Source organism: Rodentibacter mrazii, assembly GCF_001998825.1.
Taxonomy (GTDB): Bacteria; Pseudomonadota; Gammaproteobacteria; order Enterobacterales; family Pasteurellaceae; genus Rodentibacter; species Rodentibacter mrazii.
In genome coordinates this window covers 12939-34480 of record NZ_MLHG01000035.1, presented here as the reverse complement: position 1 = coordinate 34480, position 21542 = coordinate 12939, and the positions used below count along the sequence as shown (strand labels likewise).

Sequence of the window (21542 nt, the reverse complement as noted above, 5' to 3'; positions counted from 1 at the left end):
GGAATTGCTTGCAACTTCTCTTTATAACCGATAGACTTACATTTTAGTGGTGAAAAGTGGTTTTTTGTGGCGGATTTTACCAAAATTTTAATTTTAAAGGTTAAGTATAAATGTTTCGTGGTGCGGCAGCGGTAAATTTAGATTCGAAGGGACGAATTGCGATCCCGACTCGTTATCGCGCAGAAATCATTGAAAAAAATCAAGGGCAAATGGTTTGCACAGTAGATATTCGTCAACCTTGCCTGTTACTTTATCCTTTAGATGAATGGGAAAAAATTGAGCAAAAATTACTCTCATTATCTAACTTTGATCCTAACCAACGCCGTTTACAGCGGGTGATGTTGGGTTATGCCACTGAATGTGAAATGGATGCGCAAGGGCGTATTCTACTTAGCGGACCATTACGTCAACACGCAAAATTAGAAAAAGGCTTAATGTTGGTTGGTCAATTAAACAAATTTGAAATTTGGAGCGATACTGAATGGATCGCACAAATTGATGAAGACATTGCTGTGGCGGGAACCGCCGAATTTGCAATGGATACGAATTTAAATATGCTGTCACTCTAATTAATTAGAAAAAGAACAGCAGCACTAGCAAGATAAGCGGTGCTTGCACCGCATTATCTTTTTTCAAACTTATTTTATTAACGTTTATGAATATGCAGAATTCCTTTTCTTCGACTGAACATATTACGGTTTTACTCCATGAGGCAGTAGATGGTTTGGCATTGAAAGAAAATGGAATTTATATTGATGGCACTTTTGGGCGGGGCGGACATTCTCGCTTAATTCTTTCAAAACTCTCTCAAAATAGTCGTTTGATTGGGATTGATCGTGATCTTTATGCCGTGGAAGAAGCAAAAAAAATTCAAGATCAACGATTTCAAATTGAACACAATAGTTTCTCCCAAATTCCTGAAATTTGTGAAAAATTAGGTTTGGTCGGTAGAGTTGATGGTATTTTGCTTGATCTTGGCGTGTCATCTCCTCAGTTAGATGAGGCTGATCGTGGTTTCAGTTTTATGAAAGATGGCCCTCTTGATATGCGCATGAATACAAAACAAGGTTTATCTGCGGCTGAATGGTTAAAAAAGGTTTCGGTAGATGATTTAACTTGGGTTCTGAAAACTTTCGGCGAAGAACGTTTCGCTAAACGTATTGCGACAGCAATTGTGGAATACAACAAAAGTGCGGTCAAAAATGGCGCAGAAGGTTTATCGCGAACAGTGCAACTTGCGGAACTTATTTCACAGACTGTACCTTTTAAAGATAAACATAAACATCCGGCAACCCGTAGTTTTCAAGCAATTCGAATTTTCATTAATTCAGAATTGGATGAGTTGGAAAGTATATTGCATTCAGCATTAGACGTGTTAGCACCTGAAGGGCGCTTATCGATTATTAGTTTCCATTCTTTAGAAGATCGAATGGTTAAGCATTTTATAAAAAAACAAAGCAAAGGAGAGCCGATTCCAAAAGGTTTGCCATTGCGAGAAGATCAAATTCAACGTAAACAAAAGCTAAAAACTATAGGTAAAGCAATTCAGCCGTCAGAAACTGAAATTCAGGCGAATCCACGCTCAAGAAGTGCAATATTACGCATTGCGGAGAAAATTGGTTAGGGTAAAAAATGTTAGAAAATAATGAACGTTATCCTTTACAAAATCTTTTAGTGGAAGATTTATTTTCAGCGAATAAATTGGTTGCGTTGTTGCTGTTATTAATTTTGATTTCTGCGATGGCGACAATTTGGTTAACCCACCAAACCCGTGGGCTAATTTCAGAGAATGGTCAGCTGGTTTTGCAACATCAAGCATTACAAGATGAATATCGCAATTTGCAGTTACAAGAGGCTACTGAGGGCGATAGCACAAGGGTGGAATTTATTGCCATTGGTACATTAAAAATGAAAAGAATTGATAGCGACCAAGAAGTTGTTATTTTGGAATAAAAGTAAGTTAGGGTTGAGCAAATGGTTAGATTTAATTCATCAAAAAAATCAAATAAATCTAAGAAAACAATTAGAAAACTCGTCGTACCTACAACAACGGCTATTAAACTCAACAAACCTAAAATGGTGTTTGAAAGATGTTTTATACGCTGGCGTTATTTTATTGCTACAGGTCTTATTTTCCTTGGATTAGGTGCGCTAGTTGCACGAGCTGCTTATATCCAAGCAATCAACTCGGATATTCTTTCAGGTGAAGCGGATAAACGCTCTTTACGTAAAGACGAAATTCTTTCGGTCCGCGGTTCTATTTTGGATCGTAATGGTCAGTTGTTGTCTGTAAGTGTGCCAATGAGTGCAGTGATCGCTGAACCTAAACGTATTCTTAAGGAAGGCTCGCTAGATGATAAAGAAAGAATCAAAGCCCTCGCAGATGTATTAGGTTTAAGCTATAACGAGCTAGTGAAAAAAATTGAGAAAAATCCAAAATCAGGTTTTTTATATTTAGCGCGTCAAGTTGAAGCAGGCAAAGCACAGTATGTCAAAGAACTGAAAATTAAAGGGATTAGTTTGGAAAGCGAACCGCGCCGTTTCTATCCAAGAGTAGAAGAAACAGCCCATTTGCTTGGTTATACCGATATTGATGGAAATGGCATTGAGGGAATTGAGAAAAGTTTCAATACGCTACTGGTAGGGAAAGATGGCTCACGTCTAGTTCGAAAAGATAAACGAGGAAACGTGGTTGAACATATTGCTGATCAGAAAAAATACGATGCGCAAGATGTAACTCTCAGCATTGATGAAAAATTACAATCAATGGTATATCGTGAAATCAAAAAAGCAGTAACGGAGAACAAGGCGGAATCCGGTACTGCGGTACTTGTTGATGTACGTACCGGTGAAGTGCTGGCAATGGCAAATGCTCCTTCTTATAACCCGAATAATCGTGTCGGCGTAAAAGCGGAACTTATGCGAAACCGTGCGATTACCGATGTTTTCGAACCCGGCTCAACAGTAAAACCTTTTGTTGTTTTGACCGCACTTCAGCGTGGAGCTGCACAACGTAATGAAGTGATCAATACGGGAGCTTTCACGGTGAGCGGTAAAGAAATTATGGATGTTGCGCCTCGTGCCCAACAAACGTTAGATGAAATTTTAATTAACTCCAGTAACCGTGGGGTCAGCCGTCTTGCATTACGTATGCCGCCAAGTGCGCTGATGGATACTTATCAAGCGGCAGGATTGGGAAAAGCAACGGATTTAGGCTTGATTGGTGAACAAGCCGGCGTGTTAAATGCAAATCGCAAACGTTGGGCGGATATTGATCGTGCAACGGTAGCTTATGGTTATGGTATCACCGCAACACCACTACAAATGGCGAGAGCTTATGCGACCTTAGGAAGTTTTGGTATTTATCGTCCGCTTTCTATCACAAAAGTCGATCCTCCCGTAATTGGTCAACGCGTTTTTTCTGAGAAAACCACAAAAGAAATTGTGAATATGTTAGAAAAAGTGGCGATCAAAAATAAACGTGCGATGGTCGAAGGATACCGTGTTGGAGTGAAAACCGGTACTGCACGTAAAATTGAAAATGGACGCTATGTGAATAAATATGTGGCATTTACCGCAGGGATCGCGCCAATTAGTGATCCGCGTTATGCGCTTATTATTTTGATTAATGATCCGAAGGCGGGTCAATATTACGGTGGCGCTGTGTCAGCACCTGTGTTCTCTAGCATTATGGGCTATGCTTTACGCACCAATGGTATTGCACCGGATGCCGAATCTACGGATAAAACGGCAAAACGTACAGTTCGTCTTACTTCACGTAAAACAGAACAAAATAATGTGAAACAGGCAAATTAAGGAAAAATAATGAAAAAATTAACCGCACTTTTTAATTTGCCCTCACTTCCTGCGGATATTGAAATCAATGAATTAGTTTTAGACAGTCGGAAAGTAAAATCCGGCGATCTATTTGTCGCGGTAAAAGGGCATCAAATTGATGCAACGAATTTTATTGAACAGGCAATTTTAGCCGGTGCGAGTGCAGTTATTGCTGAAACCGATGTCGTTGATATGCATTTAAGCATAGAATATCGGCAGCAAAAACCGGTAATTTATTACTATAATTTGTCAGCCAAGTTATCGGAAATTGCAGATAAGTTTTATGATTCACCTTCTAAAAAACTCACTCTTGTTGGTGTTACCGGCACAAATGGGAAAACCACAGTATCTCAATTATTGGCACAATGGGTTCAGCATTTAGGCAGAAAACCGGCTGTAATGGGAACAATTGGAAATGGTTTATTAGGGCAAGTTGTTGAGGCGAAAAATACTACGGGCTCAGCCATTGAAATTCAATCTTCTCTCGCTTCTTTCGTTAGTCAAGGTGCAGATTTTGCTGCAATTGAAGTTTCTTCTCATGGTTTAGTTCAACATCGTGTAGAAGCATTAGATTTTAATGCCGCAATTTTTACAAATTTAAGTCGTGACCATTTAGATTATCACGGTACGATGGAAGCCTATGGGCAAGCGAAAAAACGTTTTTTCTTTGAATTATCTTCCGATTTGAAGATCTTAAATGTAGATGATCCGATTGCTGTAGAATGGCTAGAAGCATTACCAAATGGCATTGCGGTGAGCTGCAAGGCAAATTTTCAAACCAATTCCAAACAATGGCTCAAAGCAACTTCAGTACATTTCAGTGATGAAGGCACGATCATAGATTTTTCATCCAGTTGGGGAAATGGCACGTTAAACAGCCCATTAATCGGTGTATTTAATGTGAGTAATTTATTGTTAGTCATGGCGACATTGCTCGCACTAGGTTATTCATTAGAGGAGCTAACCAATAGCGTTTCAACTTTGCAAGGTGTTTGTGGAAGAATGGAAATGATCAAAGTAGAGGGCAAACCTGCTATTATCGTTGATTATGCTCATACGCCGGATGCTTTGGAAAAATCGCTTGTTGCTGCTCGTGAACATTGTAATGGCAAATTATGGTGCATTTTTGGTTGCGGTGGCGATCGTGACAGAGGTAAACGCCCATTAATGGCAAAAGTTGCCGAGAAACTTTCCGATATGGTCATTGTAACAACAGATAATCCGCGTACAGAGGATCCTGATAAAATTGAAGCGGATATCGTTGTCGGTTTTAGCAATATGGATAAAGTCGGGTTAATTTCTGATCGTGCGCAAGCGATTGAGTTTACTATTCAAAGTGCGCAGAACAATGATCTCATTTTGATTGCAGGAAAAGGTCACGAGGATTATCAAATTGTAGGAAATGAAGTCTTATATTTTTCTGATCAAGAAACAGCCGAGTTTTATCTAAACCAATAAATTTATTCAATTAACGCATGATTAATTTAACGACGCAACAACTTGCCCAAATTCTTAGTGCAAAATTAGTCGGGAGTGAGCAGGTTGTAATTGAAAATATCAACACGGATACACGCCATCCCGTTCCCAACCATTTATTTTTTGCTTTAAAAGGCGGAACATTTGATGCCCATCAATATCTCCATCAAGCTATCGAACAAGGTGCGGTAGCTTTAGTTGTTCAACAAGCAGATCCTCATATTTCTATCCCTCAAATTGTAGTAGAAAATACGCGTTTAGCTTTAGGTCGATTAGCCAAGTGGTTAAGAGAAAAAATTAATCCTAAAGTTGTGGCGATGACGGGCTCTTCCGGCAAAACCACCGTAAAAGAAATGACGGCAAGTATTTTGCAGCAAACGACAGGAAATCCGGATGCGGTGCTTTTTACACAGGGCAATTTTAATAATGATGTTGGTGTTCCGCTTACATTATTGCGTTTGACAGAAAAACATCGTTTTGCCGTGATTGAGCTTGGGGCAAACCACCAAGGGGAAATTGATTACACAACTCACCTTGCTCAACCGAATGTAGCGCTCGTCAATAATGTTGCCGCGGCACATTTAGAGGGGTTTGGTTCGTTAGAGGGCGTAGCACTGGCTAAGGGCGAGATTTATCGCGGTTTAACTTCCAATGGTGTGGCGATTATCAATGCTGAACATAATTATTTTGATCTTTGGCAAAAAGAAATCGGCGATCATGCTGTTCAATATTTCAATGGCAAAGATTATACCGCTAAAAATATTCGGTATAATGAGCAAGGTTCAATCTTTACATTAGTTTCCCCACAAGGTGAAATTGAAATTCATCTGCCGTATTTAGGGGAACATAATGTAAAAAATGCCTTGGCGGCGACCGCACTTTCCATGAATGTCGGTGCGACGTTGGTAGATGTAAAAAATGGATTGGAACGGCGTTCTCAAGTCAAAGGGCGTTTATTCCCGATTCAAGTCAATGAAAATTTATTATTATTAGACGATACCTACAATGCCAATCAAGATTCTCTTTGTGCGGCTATTGATGTGTTGAAATCCTATAAAGCCTTTCGCATTTTATGCGTGGGGGACATGAAAGAGTTAGGGGAAAATTCCCTCGAAATTCATCGTCAAGTTGGGCAATATGCAAAGACGGCTCAGCTTGATTTAGTCTGCTCTTTTGGTTGTGAAAGTGCGGTCATTTCTGAAGCGGTTTTAGGAAAACATTTTACCGACAAAGCGGAAATGGTGGATTTTTTGGTTCCTTTTATTAAGGCGCAATTAAAACAAAATCAACATATTGTTGTGCTTGGCAAAGGCTCTCGCTCAATGAAAATGGAAGATGTGATTTATTCATTAAAGGATAAAATTAAATGTTAGTTTGGCTTGCTGAATTCCTTGTTCGTTATGAAACCGCATTTAATGCAATTTCATACATTACTGTGCGTGCAATTCTTGCGTTATTGACCGCACTTTTTATTTCTCTTTGGATTGGTCCAAAAGTGATTAAACGTTTGCAAATATTGAAATTTGGTCAAGAAGTGCGTAATGATGGACCGGAAAGCCATTTTGCAAAAAAAGGTACGCCGACTATGGGGGGCGTGATGATTCTTTTTGCGATTGGGATCAGTACATTGTTATGGGCAAATTTAGCTAATCCTTATATATGGATTTGTTTATTTGTACTATTTGGTTACGGCGCAATCGGTTTTGTTGATGATTACCGCAAAATTACACGTAAAAACACAGACGGTTTAATTGCGCGTTGGAAATATTTTTGGATGTCCGTTGTCGCACTCGTGGCGATTATTTGGTTATATTGGCTTGGGCATGATACGGATGCAACCCGATTGGTTGTGCCGTTTTTCAAAGATATTATGCCGCAGTTGGGTTTATTTTATATTGTGCTGTCTTATTTTGTCATTGTGGGAACGGGTAATGCGGTTAATTTAACGGACGGATTAGACGGGCTAGCCATTATGCCGACCGCATTGGTTGCCGGTGCTTTTGCTTTGATTGCATGGGCAACGGGTAACATTAATTTTGCTGAATATTTGCATATCCCTTACATCAAACACAGTTCTGAAGTTGTCGTATTTTGTACAGCGATTGTAGGCGCAGGCTTGGGTTTCCTATGGTTCAACACTTATCCGGCGCAAGTATTTATGGGGGATGTCGGTTCATTAGCGTTGGGCGGTGCACTCGGTGTCGTTGCCATTTTGGTGAGACAGGAATTTCTACTTGTCATTATGGGAGGGGTATTCGTGGTCGAAGCGCTCTCGGTAATTTTACAGGTTGGTTCTTACAAATTACGCAAACAACGAATTTTCCGAATGGCACCGATTCATCACCATTTTGAGTTAAAGGGATGGCCGGAGCCGAGAGTGATTATTCGATTTTGGATTATTTCTTTAATGTTGGTGCTAATGGGGTTAGTGACACTTAAATTGAGATAGTCGGTTTCGCTCTTTCTTTTGAAAGAGCGAGTTCATTTTTTGTACCCAAATAAAACAATGCCAAAAAGCGATTTTTAGTTAAATATTATTTAAAAAGTGCGGTCAAATTTGGCAGATTTTTATCTAAGTAAGAAAGTAGATTTTTTTGCTAAACGAAAGCTGATATAGAAAACAGAATTAAACATTAGAAGTAAAGCAAAATGAACAATTATCAAAATAAAACCGTTACGATTATTGGATTGGGTAAAACAGGTTTGTCCTGTGTTGATTATCTTAACGCTCAACAGGCAAATATCCGTGTAATTGATACGCGAGCAAACCCAGTCGGTGCGGATCAACTTCCGAAAGATATTCCACTTCATACCGGAAACTTAAATCAACACTGGTTGAATGAAAGCGATATGATCGTCATCAGTCCGGGGCTTGCGGTAAAAACACCGGAAATTCAGACCGCACTTTCATTAGGTGTAGAAGTCGTTGGGGATATTGAATTATTTTGTCGTGCAGCCACAAAACCTATTGTGGCGATAACGGGTTCAAATGGAAAAAGTACCGTGACTACGCTCGTTTACGAGATGGCGAAAGCAGCGGGGCTGAAAGTAGGAATGGGGGGGAATATTGGTATTCCGGCACTTTCTTTACTGAATCAGGATTATGATCTTTACGTATTGGAATTATCCAGCTTTCAATTGGAAACAACATACAGTTTAAAAGCGACGGCGGCAACCATATTGAATGTGACGGAAGATCATATGGATCGTTACGTGGATTTAGAGGATTATCGTCAGGCTAAATTGCGTATTTATCATCAGGCTGAAACCGCAGTAGTGAATAACGAAGACAAATTGACTTTTGCTGAGGGTAAAAATCAAGGGAAGAAGGTTATTTCTTTTGCCGAACACAATGCGGATTATTTTATTAAAACCGAAAATGGTAAAGCGTATTTAATGGCAAAAAATGAGGTGATTTTACCTTGTGATGAAATGATGCTTGTTGGTCGTCATAATTATATGAATGCCCTTGCAGCATCAGCATTAGCACAGGCCGTTGGGGTAAATTTAGCGACAATTCGTACCGCACTTCGACAATTTAGAGGACTAGATCACCGTTTTCAATTAGCCTATCAGGCAAATGGTGTACGTTGGATTAATGATTCTAAGGCAACCAATGTGGGAAGCACCGTTGCCGCACTGACAGGTTTATTGGTCGAAGGTAAATTACATTTGTTATTAGGTGGTGATGGAAAAGGCGCTGATTTTTCCGAATTAGCCGATCTGATTAATCAACCTCATATTATTTGTTATTGTTTTGGTCGTGACGGTGAGGAACTTGCAAAGCTTTCTTCGCAAAGCTATTTATTTGAAACTATGGTACAAGCGATTGACTTTTTACGACCAACGTTACAAGTAGGCGATATGGTACTATTATCACCGGCTTGTGCCAGTCTTGATCAATTCGCTTCTTTTGAAAAGCGCGGTGAAGAATTTACGCGTTTAGCACAATTAAATTAATTAATAGCGCAATGGAATTTATTCAAAAAATTAAACAGAACCTTGATAGTTGGACTAGAATTACGCCACAGGGATTATTATATGATCGGGCGTTGTTTTGGCTTTTTGTAATTTTATTGCTCATTGGTTTGATTGCGGTAACTTCAGCCTCTATTCCGTATAGCTCAAGATTATTTAATGATGCATTTTATTTTGCCAAACGTGATGCATTTTATGTGTTTCTCTCGCTTTTAACCTGTTATTTCAGTATGCAAATTTCGACCCAACAATGGGAAAAATGGCATGTCAAAATTTTTTTCTTAGCCATTGCATTGCTATTTGCTGTGCTCGTTATCGGTTCTTCCGTCAATGGTGCAAAACGTTGGATTTCTCTTGGCGTACTTAATTTTCAGCCGGCAGAATTTGCTAAATTGGCCCTTGCTTGTTTCTTAGCCAGTTATTTTACTCGCCGTTATGATGAAGTGCGATCAAATAAATTGAGTGCTTTTAAACCCTTCATTGTTATGGGAATAATGGGCGGATTTTTATTGGCTCAACCGGATTTGGGGAGTACGGTCGTATTATTTGTCATTACCTTTGGGATGCTTTTTATTGTCGGGGCAAACTTCTGGCAATTTGTCGGTTTAGTCGTGACCGGCATATTATTGTTTGTATGGTTAGTGCTTTCCGCCTCTTATCGTTTAAAACGTTTTACCGGTTTCCTTGAACCGTTTAAAGATCCTTATGGTACGGGATTTCAGCTGACTAACTCACTTATGGCATTCGGACGGGGTGAAATAACAGGGGAAGGTTTAGGCAATTCTATTCAAAAATTAGATTATTTACCGGAAGCGCATACCGACTTCATTATGGCGATTATTGGTGAAGAATTCGGATTTATCGGTATTTTTGTGGTCGTTATTTTATTAGGATTGTTGGTTTTCCGCGCATTAAAAATTGGGCGTGAATCACTACAATTAGAACAACGTTTCCGTGGCTTTTTTGCTTTCGGTATCAGCTTTTGGATTTTCTTTCAAGGTTTTGTGAATTTAGGGATGGCACTGGGTATGTTGCCAACAAAAGGTTTAACTTTCCCGTTAGTGAGCTACGGTGGTTCAAGTATTATTATTATGTCGGCAACGATTGGTATTTTATTGCGTATTGACCATGAAAACCGTTTACAGCGGGGCGGGCAAGCGCGTTTGCGTGATGATTAGGAATAAAAATGAATAAATCCAAAAAATTATTAGTCATGGCGGGAGGAACGGGCGGACATGTTTTCCCGGCTATCGCAGTTGCTCAAACCTTACAACAACAAGGATGGGAAATTTGCTGGCTTGGTACAAAAGATCGTATGGAAGCCAAACTTGTACCAGAGCACGGTATTCCGATTCGTTTTATTCAAATTTCTGGTTTGCGGGGAAAGGGCATTAAAGCCTTATTAAGTGCGCCTTTTGCTATTTTACGTGCAATATTTCAAGCGAAAAAAATTATCCGAGAAGAAAACCCAAATGCTGTGTTAGGGATGGGCGGCTATGTTTCCGGGCCCGGTGGTGTAGCGGCAAAACTGTGCGGTGTACCGATTATTCTGCACGAGCAAAATGCCGTTGCAGGATTAACTAATAAATGGCTAGCAAAAATTGCAACCCGTGTATTACAAGCTTTTCCAAATGCGTTTCCGAATGCGGAAGTTGTCGGGAATCCCGTACGCCAAACTTTATTCCAAATGCCATCACCGGAGGAACGTTTTTCCCATCATGGTGAAAAATTGCGCGTACTTGTGGTCGGCGGGAGCCAAGGGGCTCGCGTGTTGAATCAAACGCTGCCAAAAGTTGTCTCACAACTTGTAGATAGATTAGACGTTTGTCATCAAGTAGGGAAAGGCGCGGTAGAAAATGTGGCCGCACTTTATGGCGAAAACGCCTCGAAAGTCAAAATTACCGAATTTATTGATGATATGGCAGAAGCCTATGCGTGGGCGGATGTGGTGATTTGTCGTTCAGGTGCATTGACGGTATGTGAGCTTGCTGCCGTCGGTACGCCAGCAATTTTTGTTCCGTTCCAACATCAAGATCGGCAACAATATCTTAATGCAAAATATTTAGCCGATGTCGGGGCGGCCAAAATTGTAGAACAAAGAGATCTAACGCCGGACATTTTGGTTAATTATTTGCGGAATTTTACGCGTGATGAACTTTTACAAATGGCGATCAAAGCAAAATCTATGTCTGCACCATTGGCGGCTCAGCATGTCGCTAATGTAATTATTGAAAACGCAAAATAATAATATAAAAATCTTTGGGATTTTGACCGCACTTTTTGAATGGTCAAATGTTTTCCGAAAGAGAGAAGGAAATAAGATGAAACATTCTCACGAAGAAATTAGAAAAATTATCCCTGAAATGCGCCGGGTTCAGCAAATTCATTTTATTGGTATCGGAGGTGCCGGTATGAGTGGGATTGCTGAAATTCTTTTGAATGAAGGCTATCGAATTTCAGGTTCGGATATCGCAGATGGCCTAGTTACTCAGCGTCTTGCTCAGGCGGGAGCAAGTGTCTTTATTGGTCATAAAGCTGAAAATATTGATGGTGCGAGTGTTGTTGTCGTATCAAGTGCGATTCACGAAGATAATCCGGAATTGGTTGCAGCAAAACAAAATCGTATTCCGGTGATTCAGCGTGCACAAATGTTGGCGGAAATTATGCGTTTTCGTCACGGTATTGCAGTGGCGGGAACACACGGTAAAACAACCACAACAGCAATGCTGTCGATGATTTATACGCAAGCAAAATTAGATCCTACCTTTGTGAATGGTGGATTAGTGAAATCTGCCGGAAAAAATGCCCATCTTGGTGTGAGCCGTTATTTAATTGCGGAAGCGGATGAAAGCGATGCGTCTTTCTTACACTTACAACCTATGGTTTCTGTGGTAACAAATATTGAGCCGGATCATATGGATACTTATGAAGGCGATTTTGAGAAAATGAAAGCCACTTATGTGAAATTCCTTCACAATCTTCCTTTTTACGGTTTAGCGATGATGTGCGCGGATGACCCTGTTTTAATGGAGCTGGTTCCGGGAGTGGGGCGTCAGGTTATTACTTACGGTTTCAGTGAACAGGCGGATTATCGTATTGAAGACTACGAGCAAATCGGTTTTCAGGGGCATTATAGAGTGGTTTGCCCGAATGGGGAATGTCTTAATGTACTGCTAAATGTGCCGGGCAAACATAATGCATTAAATGCTACTGCGGCATTGGCAGTTGCTAAAGAAGAAGGGATTAATAATGAAGCGATCTTAGAAGCACTTGCAGATTTCCAAGGTGCTGGACGTCGTTTCGATCAACTTGGTGAGTTTATTCGCCCAAATGGAAAAGTACGTTTAGTGGATGATTATGGGCATCACCCTACCGAAGTAGATGTGACGATTAAAGCCGCACGTGAGGGCTGGCGAGATAAGCGTATTGTGATGATTTTCCAACCGCATCGTTATTCACGTACTCGTGATTTATTTGATGATTTTGTTCAAGTGCTTTCACAAGTGGATGCACTTATTATGCTGGATGTTTATGCTGCCGGTGAAACGCCAATTGTAGGCGCTGACAGTAAAGCTCTTTGTCGTTCAATCCGTAATTTGGGGAAAGTCGATCCTATTTTGGTATCGGATACGATGCAATTAGGGGAAGTGCTGGATCAAATTATTCAAGACGGTGATTTAATTTTGGCACAAGGGGCGGGCAGTGTGAGCAAAATTTCTCGTAGTTTGGCCGAGGCTTGGAAAAATTAGTGTAGAGTACGAAAGTGTAACCTACACTCATATGAAAGTTAATCATGGTGAAGAGGATATAAGATGAATTTAAAACAAGAAAAAATTGCGGTATTGTTAGGTGGTACATCCGCAGAACGTGAAGTTTCTTTAGATTCCGGTAAGGCGGTTTTAGAAGCGCTTGTTAGCCAAGGTTATAATGCCCATGCTATTGATCCGAAAGAATATGATGTGATCAACCTTAAAAAAGACGGTTTTGATCGTGTATTTAATATTTTACATGGTCGTGGTGGTGAAGACGGAACCATGCAAGGCTTATTAGAGCAAATCGGCTTACCTTATACCGGTTGTGGCGTAATGGCGTCGGCTTTGACGATGGACAAAATGCGTACCAAAATGCTGTGGAAAGCTTTTGGCTTACCTGTTGCTGAGATGGAAGTCGTCACGCGTGATAATTTTGCGCAATTAGATCCGCAATTAGTTGTAAAAAAATTGGGGCTACCGTTAATGGTTAAACCTTCTTTAGAGGGGTCTAGTGTAGGTTTAACAAAAGTTAAAAGCGTAGAAAATTTAAAAAGTGCGGTCGAATTTGCGCTTAAATTTGATAACACCATTTTAATTGAAGAGTGGCTTGCCGGTGATGAATTAACGGTGCCTGTGTTAGATGGTCGGGTATTGCCAGCAGTTCGCATCGTACCGGAAGGCGAGTTTTATGATTATGAGGCTAAATATATTTCTGATAATACGAAATATTTTTGTCCGGCAGGGCTAACCGCAGAACGTGAGCAAGCGTTGGCAACATTAGTTAAGCAGGCTTATGATGCTGTGGGATGCCGTGGTTGGAGTCGTATTGATGTGATGTGTGATGCGAAAGGGGATTTCCGTTTGGTAGAAGTTAATACCAATCCGGGAATGACCAGCCATAGTTTGTTCCCAAAATCGGCTGCAACAGCAGGCATTTCTTTTGAGCAACTTGTTGTGAACATTTTGGAGTTGAGCGCGTAATGAATGTGCTGAAACGTAAAAGCACACCAAATACTCGGTATGGTGAACCGAAATTTAGATATTTTCTACAACTTCGTTTATTAATCGCCATATTATGTATCGGATTTGGGTATTTTGTTTATTCAAATTGGCAAAATTGGTTAGAGGGTCTTGATTCTAAGTCGATTAGTGCTTATGCGATTGTCGGTAAAACTGAATTTACCGATTATGCGGATGTTCAGGATGTTTTGCTTAAAATGGGAACATTAAAAGGTTTCTGGGGACAAGATGTTAAAGTTATTCAAGAACAAATCGAAACCTTACCTTGGATAAAAGGCGCGGTTGTTCGTAAAGTTTGGCCAAATCGTTTAAGTATTTGGTTAACTGAATATACTCCTGTTGCAATTTGGAATAAAACTGAATTTGTTACAAAAGATGGTGTTGTTTTCCAATTACCGATGGAGCGCTTAAAAAATAAAGTGCTGCCTTATTTAGGCGGTCCTGATTATCAGAGCCCAAAAGTGCTTGAGGCGTGGAATCAGATTTATGCTGATTTTAAAGCAAAAAATTTAAATGTAAAAGGTGTGACGATTGATGCGCGCGGTGCGTGGCAAGTTACACTTGATAATGATATAGTGTTGAAATTAGGACGTGGGGAATGGAAATCAAAACTTGAACGTTTTGTGACAATTTATCCACAAATTGAAGTAGAAGAAGGCAAACGAATTGACTATGTCGATTTACGATATACATCGGGTGCAGCAGTCGGAATGACGGATGAATAAGATTCAATGGGTATAGTAAAATATGGCAAAAGTGATTGAAACAAAAGCAATTGTTGGACTTGAAGTTGGTACGTCAAAAGTCGTCGCAGTCGTTGGGGAAGTATTACCGGACGGCGTGGTGAATGTATTGGGTGTAGGTAGTTGCCCTTCAAAGGGGATTGATAGCGGAAGTATTACCGATTTAGATGCGGTTGTAAATTCTATTCAACGTGCTATTGAATCCGCCGAGTCAATGGCGGATTGTCAGATTATGAGTGTCACTTTAGCAATTACCGGCGAACATATTCAAAGCTTAAATGAAAGTGGATTTGTTCCCATTGGTGAGAGTGAAGTGACGCAAGAGGAAATTGATTCTGCCCTACACAATGCAAGCACGATTAAATTGCCGGAAGGTGTCTCTTTATTACATGTTATTCCACAAGAATATGCAGTGGATCGCCAATTAAATATTAAAAACCCTCTTGGATTACAAGGTGTTCGTTTGAATGCTCACGTACATTTAATCGCTTGTCACCAAGATTGGCAGAATAATTTAAAAAAAGCAGTAGAACGTTGTGGTTTGCAAGTAGATAAAGTTGTGTTCTCAGGTTTTGCTGCAACCCATTCGGTTTTAACTGAAGATGAAAAAGATCTTGGTGTCTGCTTGATTGATTTCGGTGCAGGTACAATGAATGTGATGGTTTTCACGAATGGCGCTTTACGTTTTAGTAAAGTGATTCCTTACGCCGGTAACATTGTAACCAATGATATTGCCCACGCCTGCACTATTTCTCGTGCAGAAGCAGAGCGTGTTAAGGTGAACTATGCAAGTGCGGTATATCCTGCACGTTTACACGGTGATAAAAAGATTGAAGTAGCCAGTATTGGCGGTCGTGCTCCCCGTTCTTTAACGACAAGTGATTTATCTTTAATCACTTCCGCACGTTATACGGAACTTCTCGGCGTTGTGAAGGACGAATTAGATAAGCTAAAAGCGAATTTAGAAAGTAACCATATTAAATTTGAATTAATTGCCGGTGTTGTTATTACCGGTGGTGGTGCGCAGATTAAAGATTTAAAAGAGTGTGCGATGGATGTATTTGGGTGCCAAGTGCGAATAGGCAGTCCGTTAAACATTACAGGGTTAACTGATTATGTAAATCGCCCACAATATTCAACAGTAATTGGATTGTTACAGTATAGCCATAGTAATAGTGATGATGATCTAATTGGCAGTGATAATTATTCAGAAGGAAATATTTTCGGTACAATTTGGTCCGGAATTAAAAAAATCGCAAATAAAGTGCGGTCAGAATTTTGATTATTTTGAATTTTCATCTACAATACGAAACAATTTAACTTTATTAATATGCTAGCAGAGTATTAGCAGAACGGAGAACGCAAATGTTATACCCAGATTATGGTGATTTTGAAGAGCAGTCAGGTGCACTGATTAAGGTAGTCGGTGTTGGTGGCGGTGGCGGTAATGCTGTAAACCATATGGTTGCCAATATGATTAAACAAGACATTGGCGGTACTTTTCTTGGTGAGAATACTCTTGATAGCGAAGAACATGGAAAAATTATTTTTTATGCGGTGAATACTGATGCACAAGCGTTACGGAAAAGCCAAGTTCAGCAAACAGTACAAATTGGTGGCGCGACAACAAAAGGTCTCGGAGCCGGGGCGAATCCTAATGTAGGTCGTAAAGCGGCGGAAGATGATCAGGAAGAAATCCGTAAAATGCTTGAAGGTGCCGATATGGTCTTTATTGCTGCCGGTATGGGGGGCGGTACCGGTACAGGTGCGGCACCTATTGTAGCTAAAGTAGCAAAAGAATTGGGTATTTTAACTGTTGCGGTTGTTACGAAGCCATTTGCTTTTGAAGGCAAAAAACGTATGCAGTTTGCAGAGCTGGGTATTAAGGATCTTGCTCAATATGTTGATTCAATGATCATTATTCCTAATCAGCAAATTCAAAAAGTTCTCCCTAAAAATGCAACATTAATTGATGCATTTGCTGCTGCGAATGATGTGTTACGTAACTCAGTGATGGGTATTTCAGATATGATTACCTCGCCTGGCATGATTAACGTTGATTTTGCGGACGTGAGAACTGTTATGTCAGAGATGGGACAAGCAATGATTGGCTTTGGTTCTGCACATGGTGCGCCGGGTGAAGGTCGTGCAGAGGAAGCGGCAAGAATTGCGGTGCGCAACGATTTATTAGAAAAAGTTGATTTAACCAATGCTAAGGGTATTTTGATTAATATCACAGGCGGTTTTGATATTGCGTTTGATGAATTTAATGTCGTAGGTGATACGATTCATAGTTTTGCTTCAGAAGATGCGACAATTGTTGTTGGAACAACGTTAATACCGGAAATGAGCGATGAAATTCGCGTAACTATTGTTGCAACAGGTTTAGGTGAAATTACGCCAAATGAGACCATTCAGGTACAAAAAACGACTCAACCGTTATCACCGCTTCACCAACCGGTAGATGGAAATTCGCAGGCGATTCCGTTAAGAACGCAAGAGCAACAACCTATTACAACATTTAGACAGCCTGAGCCGATACGTTCTCCGGAGCGAAATCTGCAACAAACAGATTATCGTAGTGGGTTGGAAAGACCAATCACTGAGCGTTTATCCTCTTTTAAAAAGTTTGATCCAAACGAAATAGATCAAAATGATAAATAACAAATAAAATCTTGTTGTGAAACAATAAGGTAGAAAATGATGATTAAACAAAGAACATTAAAACAGAGTGTTAAAGTAACCGGTATCGGTTTGCATAGTGGCAAAAAGGTGACTCTAACATTACGTCCTGCAATGCCGAATACCGGTGTAATTTATTGTCGTACTGATTTAAATCCGCCGGTAACTTTTCCTGCAAATGCAGATTCTGTGCGTGATACGATGCTTTGTACCGCTCTTGTCAATGAGCAGGGCGTTCGTGTTTCAACAGTTGAACACTTGAATGCTGCATTGGCAGGTCTTGGCATTGATAACATTATTATTGAAGTCGATGCGCCTGAGATTCCGATTATGGATGGTAGCTCAAGTCCATTTATCTACTTATTGCTCGATGCCGGTATTGAAGAGCAAAATGCAGCGAAAAAATTTATTCGTATCAAACAAAAAGTGCGGGTAGAAGATGGTGATAAATGGGCTGAATTTGCTCCTTATAATGGTTTCCGTTTAGATTTCACCATTGATTTTGAACATCCTGCCATTGGTAAAAACGTGCGTAACTACGTGATGGATTTTTCCGCCCAAGCATTTGTTCATCAAATCAGCCGAGCAAGAACTTTTGGTTTTATGAAGGATATAGAGTACCTTCAATCCCAAGGTTTGGCACTTGGCGGTAGTTTAGATAATGCAATCGTATTGGATGATTACCGTATTTTGAACGAAGAAGGATTACGTTTTAAAGATGAGTTGGTTCGTCATAAAATGTTGGATGCTATTGGGGATCTTTATATGGCGGGCTATAACATTATCGGTGATTTTAAGGCTTATAAATCAGGACATGGTCTAAATAATAAATTGCTTAGAGCGGTAATTGCAAATCAGGAAGCGTGGGAATTTGTTACCTTTGAGGATAAAGAACAAGCACCACATGGATATGTGACACCAGCCCAAGTGTTGATTTAATTATTTTCGGCTAAAAAGCTATATTTCCTTAAAAGAATATAGCTTTTTTATTTTTGTTTGCTCTATAAAGAGCGGTTAATTTAGGATGAGTTTTTTCATGAAAAAATTATTCACAGTTTTACCTTTAGTTTTAACAACATCTGCTGTAATGGCATATGAGCAGGATAAAACTTATCACTTCACACTTCTTCACACTAATGATACCCATGGGCATTTTTGGCCTAATAATAAAGGTGAATATGGTTTCCCGGCACAAAAAACAATTATTAACCGAGTGAAAGCCGAAGTAGAGAAAAAGGGGGGCTCGGTTATTTTATTAAATGCGGGGGATTTCAATACCGGTGTGCCTGAATCTGATATGCAAAATGCCGAGCCGGATATCCAAGCGATGAATGCGATGGGCTATGAGGCGACAGTATTAGGAAATCACGAGTTTGATAATCCTCTACAAATGCTTGCTATGCAAGAGTCTTGGGCTAATTTTCCATTTTTATCGGCTAATGTACTAAACAAGAAAACGAATCAACCTCTTGTTAAACCTTATATTGTTTTAGATAAACAGGGACTAAAAATTGCTGTTGTCGGTTTAACGACAGAAGATACGGCAAAACTTGGTAATCCTGAATATACAGGCAATGTGGTATTTAAAGATCCAACGGAATCCGCAAAAGAAACGTTAAAAGCGTTAAACGAAAAAGAAAGACCGGATGTAAAAATTGCATTAACACATATGGGATATTATTACGATGCACAGTATGGCTCTAATGCGCCGGGTGATGTATCGCTTGCACGGAATTTAGATAAGGGCGCATTTGATATGATTGTTGGCGGGCATAGCCATGATCCCGTTTGTGTGGATGAAAAAGGTGTATGGATTAAAGATTATAAACCAACACAAGCTTGCAAGCCGGATTATCAAAACGGAACTTGGATTATGCAAGCTTACGAGTGGGGTAAATATGTCGGACGTGTGGATTTTGAGTTTAAAAATGGCGAATTGAAGCTTGTAAGCTATGAATTAATTCCGGTGAATTTGAAGAAGAAAATAACAAAAGAAGATGGAAAAACCGAATATGTTAATTATGGTGAAATCATTCCTCAAGATCCGGAAATGGAAAAACTGTTAAAAACCTATCAAAATAAAGGCGATGAATTGTTAGGACGTGAACTCGGAGAATTAAAAGGCAAATTGGAAGGTGATCGTAATGTTATTCGTTTTAAACAAACCAATCTTGGTCATTTAATTGCAGAAGCACAGCGTGAACGTGCCGGTGCAGATATTGGTATTATGAATTCAGGCGGTATTCGTGATTCTATTCAACCGGGTAAAGTCACTTATCGCGATATTTTAAAAGTGCATCCATTTGGTAACATTGTGAGCTATGTGGATTTAACAGGTAAAGAATTACTTGATTATTTGAATGTTGTTGCATTAAAAGAAGTTGATTCAGGAGCTTATGCTCAATATTCCGGTATTTCTATGGTGGTAAATAAAGCTGCTCAAAAAGTAGAAAATGTGAAAATTCAAGGTAAACCGTTAGATTTGACGAAAACTTATCGTGTTTCTTTACCAAGTTATAATGCCGCGGGTGGTGATGGTTACCCTGTTGTAACGAAAAATCCTACGTTCTTAAATACGGGCTTTATTGATGCTGAAGTGCTCGCTAAATATATTTGGAAACATTCACAGAAAGCACCGCTTGATGCCTCAAAATACGATCCCAAAGATGCGGTAACTTTTAAATAGGGATGATTATGGCTTTAGAATTATCTGAAATACGACAGCAAATTACACAACTAGATCGAAATCTTTTGAAGTTGCTTTCTGAACGTCATCGGTTAGCTTTTGATGTGGCGCGAAGTAAAGAAATTACACAGAAAGCCCTGAGAGATACAGAACGTGAGCAACAAATTTTAAAAGAACTTATACAATTTGCTGAAAATGAAAATTATCAGCTTGAACCGCAGTATATTACCTCAATTTTTCAAAAAATTATTGAGGATTCCGTATTAATTCAGCAAGTATATTTACAAAATAGATTGAATGAACAACGCAGTCAAAATTTGCATATCGCTTTTTTGGGGAAACGGGGCTCTTATTCTAATTTAGCTGCACGTAATTATGTGGCACGTTATCAAAAACAGTTTATAGAACTCGGTTGCCAATCATTTGAGCAAGTGTTTGAAAAAGTGAAAAATGCTGAAGCGGATGTTGGTATTCTTCCTTTAGAAAATACGACATCAGGAGCTATTAATGAGGTTTATGATTTGCTTCAGCATACGGATCTATCTCTCGTTGGCGAGCTTGCGTACCCGATTAAACATTGTGTTTTAGTGAACGATGCGACAAATTTGAGTGAAATTGATACTTTATATAGCCATCCACAAGTGATTCAGCAATGTAGCCAGTTTATTCATAGCTTGGATCGCGTTCATATTGAATATTGCGAGAGCAGTTCACATGCGATGCAGTTGGTATCAAGTTTGAATAAACCAAATATTGCTGCATTAGGTAATGAAGACGGTGGAAAGCTATATGGTCTAAGTGTGTTAAAAACGAATATTGCGAATCAAGAAAATAATATTACCCGCTTTATTGTCGTATCAAGGGAAGCGCACGAAGTTTCCCCACAAATTCACACTAAAACCTTATTGTTGATGACTACTCCACAACAAGCCGGCTCTTTGGCTGATGCACTTTTTATATTTAAAAAATATCAAATTAATATGACGAAGCTTGAATCTCGTCCTATTTACGGTAAACCTTGGGAAGAAATGTTTTATTTGGAAATTGAAGCGAATATCCATCATCCCAATACTCAAGACGCATTGGAAGAGCTGAAAAATCATAGTAATTACTTAAAAATTTTAGGCTGTTATCCAAGCGAAATCGTAAAACCCGTGAATATTTAGGAAAAAGAGCGGTCATAGAAATCAGTATTTTTATGACCGCTCTTTTTTAATAAGTTTTTCTTTTAAAGAAGTATAAATACCCTGGGAAGTCAATAAATATACTTTTGATATTTTCCCTTCTAATAGCTTTTAAAAAAACGTCAGGGTATTTTTTAGCGAATGGATTTATTAAGGGAAATGGAAACCCCCCTCTCCCTTTGAT

General features: G+C 39.5%; 18 protein-coding genes. All 18 read left to right on the top strand.

From position 1 onward, the window contains the following. Positions 1-110 precede the first annotated feature (110 nt). Positions 111-569: a division/cell wall cluster transcriptional repressor MraZ gene (gene mraZ, locus BKK47_RS06185; RefSeq protein WP_077494023.1), complete on the top strand. Its 459-nt coding sequence runs from the start codon at positions 111-113 to the stop codon at positions 567-569. Positions 570-655: 86 nt separating this feature from the next. Then, positions 656-1624: a 16S rRNA (cytosine(1402)-N(4))-methyltransferase RsmH gene (gene rsmH, locus BKK47_RS06180; RefSeq protein ID WP_077494022.1), complete on the top strand. Its 969-nt coding sequence runs from the start codon at positions 656-658 to the stop codon at positions 1622-1624. An 8-nt stretch (positions 1625-1632) separates the two neighbouring features. Continuing rightward, positions 1633-1953, top strand: a complete 321-nt coding sequence (gene ftsL, locus BKK47_RS06175; protein WP_077494021.1) for a cell division protein FtsL — start codon at positions 1633-1635, stop codon at positions 1951-1953. A 21-nt stretch (positions 1954-1974) separates the two neighbouring features. Then, positions 1975-3816 carry a peptidoglycan glycosyltransferase FtsI gene (gene ftsI, locus BKK47_RS06170; RefSeq protein WP_077494020.1) on the top strand — a complete coding sequence of 614 codons (1842 nt, stop codon included), beginning with the start codon at positions 1975-1977 and terminating at the stop codon, positions 3814-3816. 9 nt (positions 3817-3825) lie between these two features. Next, positions 3826-5295: a UDP-N-acetylmuramoyl-L-alanyl-D-glutamate--2,6-diaminopimelate ligase gene (murE, locus tag BKK47_RS06165; RefSeq protein ID WP_077494019.1), complete on the top strand. Its 1470-nt coding sequence runs from the start codon at positions 3826-3828 to the stop codon at positions 5293-5295. A 17-nt stretch (positions 5296-5312) separates the two neighbouring features. Further along, positions 5313-6686: a UDP-N-acetylmuramoyl-tripeptide--D-alanyl-D-alanine ligase gene (murF, locus tag BKK47_RS06160; RefSeq protein ID WP_077494018.1), complete on the top strand. Its 1374-nt coding sequence runs from the start codon at positions 5313-5315 to the stop codon at positions 6684-6686. Further along, complete coding sequence (gene mraY, locus BKK47_RS06155) at positions 6680-7762, top strand: phospho-N-acetylmuramoyl-pentapeptide-transferase (RefSeq protein WP_077433106.1); 1083 nt, start codon at positions 6680-6682, stop codon at positions 7760-7762. Before murF ends, mraY begins: the two co-directional genes overlap by 7 nt. A 200-nt stretch (positions 7763-7962) precedes the next feature. After that, entirely contained in the window at positions 7963-9273 is a 1311-nt protein-coding gene (murD, locus tag BKK47_RS06150) for a UDP-N-acetylmuramoyl-L-alanine--D-glutamate ligase (protein WP_077494017.1), read from the top strand. 11 nt (positions 9274-9284) lie between these two features. Further along, the gene (gene ftsW, locus BKK47_RS06145; RefSeq protein ID WP_059367140.1) at positions 9285-10469 is read left to right on the top strand and encodes a putative lipid II flippase FtsW; all 1185 of its coding nucleotides are present in this window, start codon (positions 9285-9287) and stop codon (positions 10467-10469) included. Positions 10470-10477: 8 nt separating this feature from the next. Further along, positions 10478-11536 carry an undecaprenyldiphospho-muramoylpentapeptide beta-N-acetylglucosaminyltransferase gene (gene murG, locus BKK47_RS06140; RefSeq protein WP_077494016.1) on the top strand — a complete coding sequence of 353 codons (1059 nt, stop codon included), beginning with the start codon at positions 10478-10480 and terminating at the stop codon, positions 11534-11536. Between the two features lie 76 nt (positions 11537-11612). Then, entirely contained in the window at positions 11613-13040 is a 1428-nt protein-coding gene (gene murC, locus BKK47_RS06135) for a UDP-N-acetylmuramate--L-alanine ligase (protein ID WP_077494015.1), read from the top strand. Between the two features lie 63 nt (positions 13041-13103). Beyond that, a complete protein-coding gene (locus BKK47_RS06130) occupies positions 13104-14024 on the top strand; it encodes a D-alanine--D-alanine ligase (protein WP_077494014.1) in 921 nt (306 codons plus the stop codon). Next, positions 14024-14788, top strand: coding sequence for a cell division protein FtsQ/DivIB (locus BKK47_RS06125; protein WP_077494013.1), 765 nt, complete (start codon positions 14024-14026; stop codon positions 14786-14788). The genes BKK47_RS06130 and BKK47_RS06125 overlap by 1 nt, the downstream gene beginning before the upstream one ends. Positions 14789-14810: 22 nt before the next feature. Continuing rightward, positions 14811-16088, top strand: coding sequence for a cell division protein FtsA (gene ftsA, locus BKK47_RS06120; RefSeq protein ID WP_077494012.1), 1278 nt, complete (start codon positions 14811-14813; stop codon positions 16086-16088). An 83-nt stretch (positions 16089-16171) separates the two neighbouring features. Then, positions 16172-17470 carry a cell division protein FtsZ gene (ftsZ, locus tag BKK47_RS06115; RefSeq protein WP_077494011.1) on the top strand — a complete coding sequence of 433 codons (1299 nt, stop codon included), beginning with the start codon at positions 16172-16174 and terminating at the stop codon, positions 17468-17470. 39 nt (positions 17471-17509) lie between these two features. Further along, complete coding sequence (lpxC, locus tag BKK47_RS06110; protein WP_077494010.1) at positions 17510-18427, top strand: UDP-3-O-acyl-N-acetylglucosamine deacetylase; 918 nt, start codon at positions 17510-17512, stop codon at positions 18425-18427. A gap of 97 nt (positions 18428-18524) precedes the next feature. After that, positions 18525-20174 (top strand): bifunctional UDP-sugar hydrolase/5'-nucleotidase UshA, encoded by a 1650-nt coding sequence (gene ushA, locus BKK47_RS06105; protein WP_077494009.1) that lies wholly within the window; start codon positions 18525-18527, stop codon positions 20172-20174. A gap of 8 nt (positions 20175-20182) precedes the next feature. After that, positions 20183-21340, top strand: a complete 1158-nt coding sequence (locus BKK47_RS06100; protein ID WP_077494008.1) for a chorismate mutase — start codon at positions 20183-20185, stop codon at positions 21338-21340. The last annotated feature ends 202 nt before the right edge of the window (positions 21341-21542 follow it).

Excerpts from the sequence above, each read along its gene's own strand:
- BKK47_RS06100 (WP_077494008.1), top strand. The coding sequence starts at position 20,183 with ATGGCTTTAGAATTATCTGAAATACGACAGCAAATTACACAACTAGAT.
- BKK47_RS06125 (WP_077494013.1), top strand. The coding sequence starts at position 14,024 with ATGAATGTGCTGAAACGTAAAAGCACACCAAATACTCGGTATGGTGAA.
- BKK47_RS06130 (WP_077494014.1), top strand. The coding sequence starts at position 13,104 with ATGAATTTAAAACAAGAAAAAATTGCGGTATTGTTAGGTGGTACATCC.
- ftsA (WP_077494012.1), top strand. The coding sequence starts at position 14,811 with ATGGCAAAAGTGATTGAAACAAAAGCAATTGTTGGACTTGAAGTTGGT.
- murC (WP_077494015.1), top strand. The coding sequence starts at position 11,613 with ATGAAACATTCTCACGAAGAAATTAGAAAAATTATCCCTGAAATGCGC.
- murE (WP_077494019.1), top strand. The coding sequence starts at position 3,826 with ATGAAAAAATTAACCGCACTTTTTAATTTGCCCTCACTTCCTGCGGAT.
- murG (WP_077494016.1), top strand. The coding sequence starts at position 10,478 with ATGAATAAATCCAAAAAATTATTAGTCATGGCGGGAGGAACGGGCGGA.
- rsmH (WP_077494022.1), top strand. The coding sequence starts at position 656 with ATGAATATGCAGAATTCCTTTTCTTCGACTGAACATATTACGGTTTTA.
- murF (WP_077494018.1), top strand. The coding sequence starts at position 5,313 with ATGATTAATTTAACGACGCAACAACTTGCCCAAATTCTTAGTGCAAAA.
- ftsZ (WP_077494011.1), top strand. The coding sequence starts at position 16,172 with ATGTTATACCCAGATTATGGTGATTTTGAAGAGCAGTCAGGTGCACTG.
- ftsI (WP_077494020.1), top strand. The coding sequence starts at position 1,975 with ATGGTTAGATTTAATTCATCAAAAAAATCAAATAAATCTAAGAAAACA.
- ftsW (WP_059367140.1), top strand. The coding sequence starts at position 9,285 with ATGGAATTTATTCAAAAAATTAAACAGAACCTTGATAGTTGGACTAGA.
- lpxC (WP_077494010.1), top strand. The coding sequence starts at position 17,510 with ATGATTAAACAAAGAACATTAAAACAGAGTGTTAAAGTAACCGGTATC.
- ushA (WP_077494009.1), top strand. The coding sequence starts at position 18,525 with ATGAAAAAATTATTCACAGTTTTACCTTTAGTTTTAACAACATCTGCT.
- ftsL (WP_077494021.1), top strand. The coding sequence starts at position 1,633 with ATGTTAGAAAATAATGAACGTTATCCTTTACAAAATCTTTTAGTGGAA.
- murD (WP_077494017.1), top strand. The coding sequence starts at position 7,963 with ATGAACAATTATCAAAATAAAACCGTTACGATTATTGGATTGGGTAAA.
- mraZ (WP_077494023.1), top strand. The coding sequence starts at position 111 with ATGTTTCGTGGTGCGGCAGCGGTAAATTTAGATTCGAAGGGACGAATT.
- mraY (WP_077433106.1), top strand. The coding sequence starts at position 6,680 with ATGTTAGTTTGGCTTGCTGAATTCCTTGTTCGTTATGAAACCGCATTT.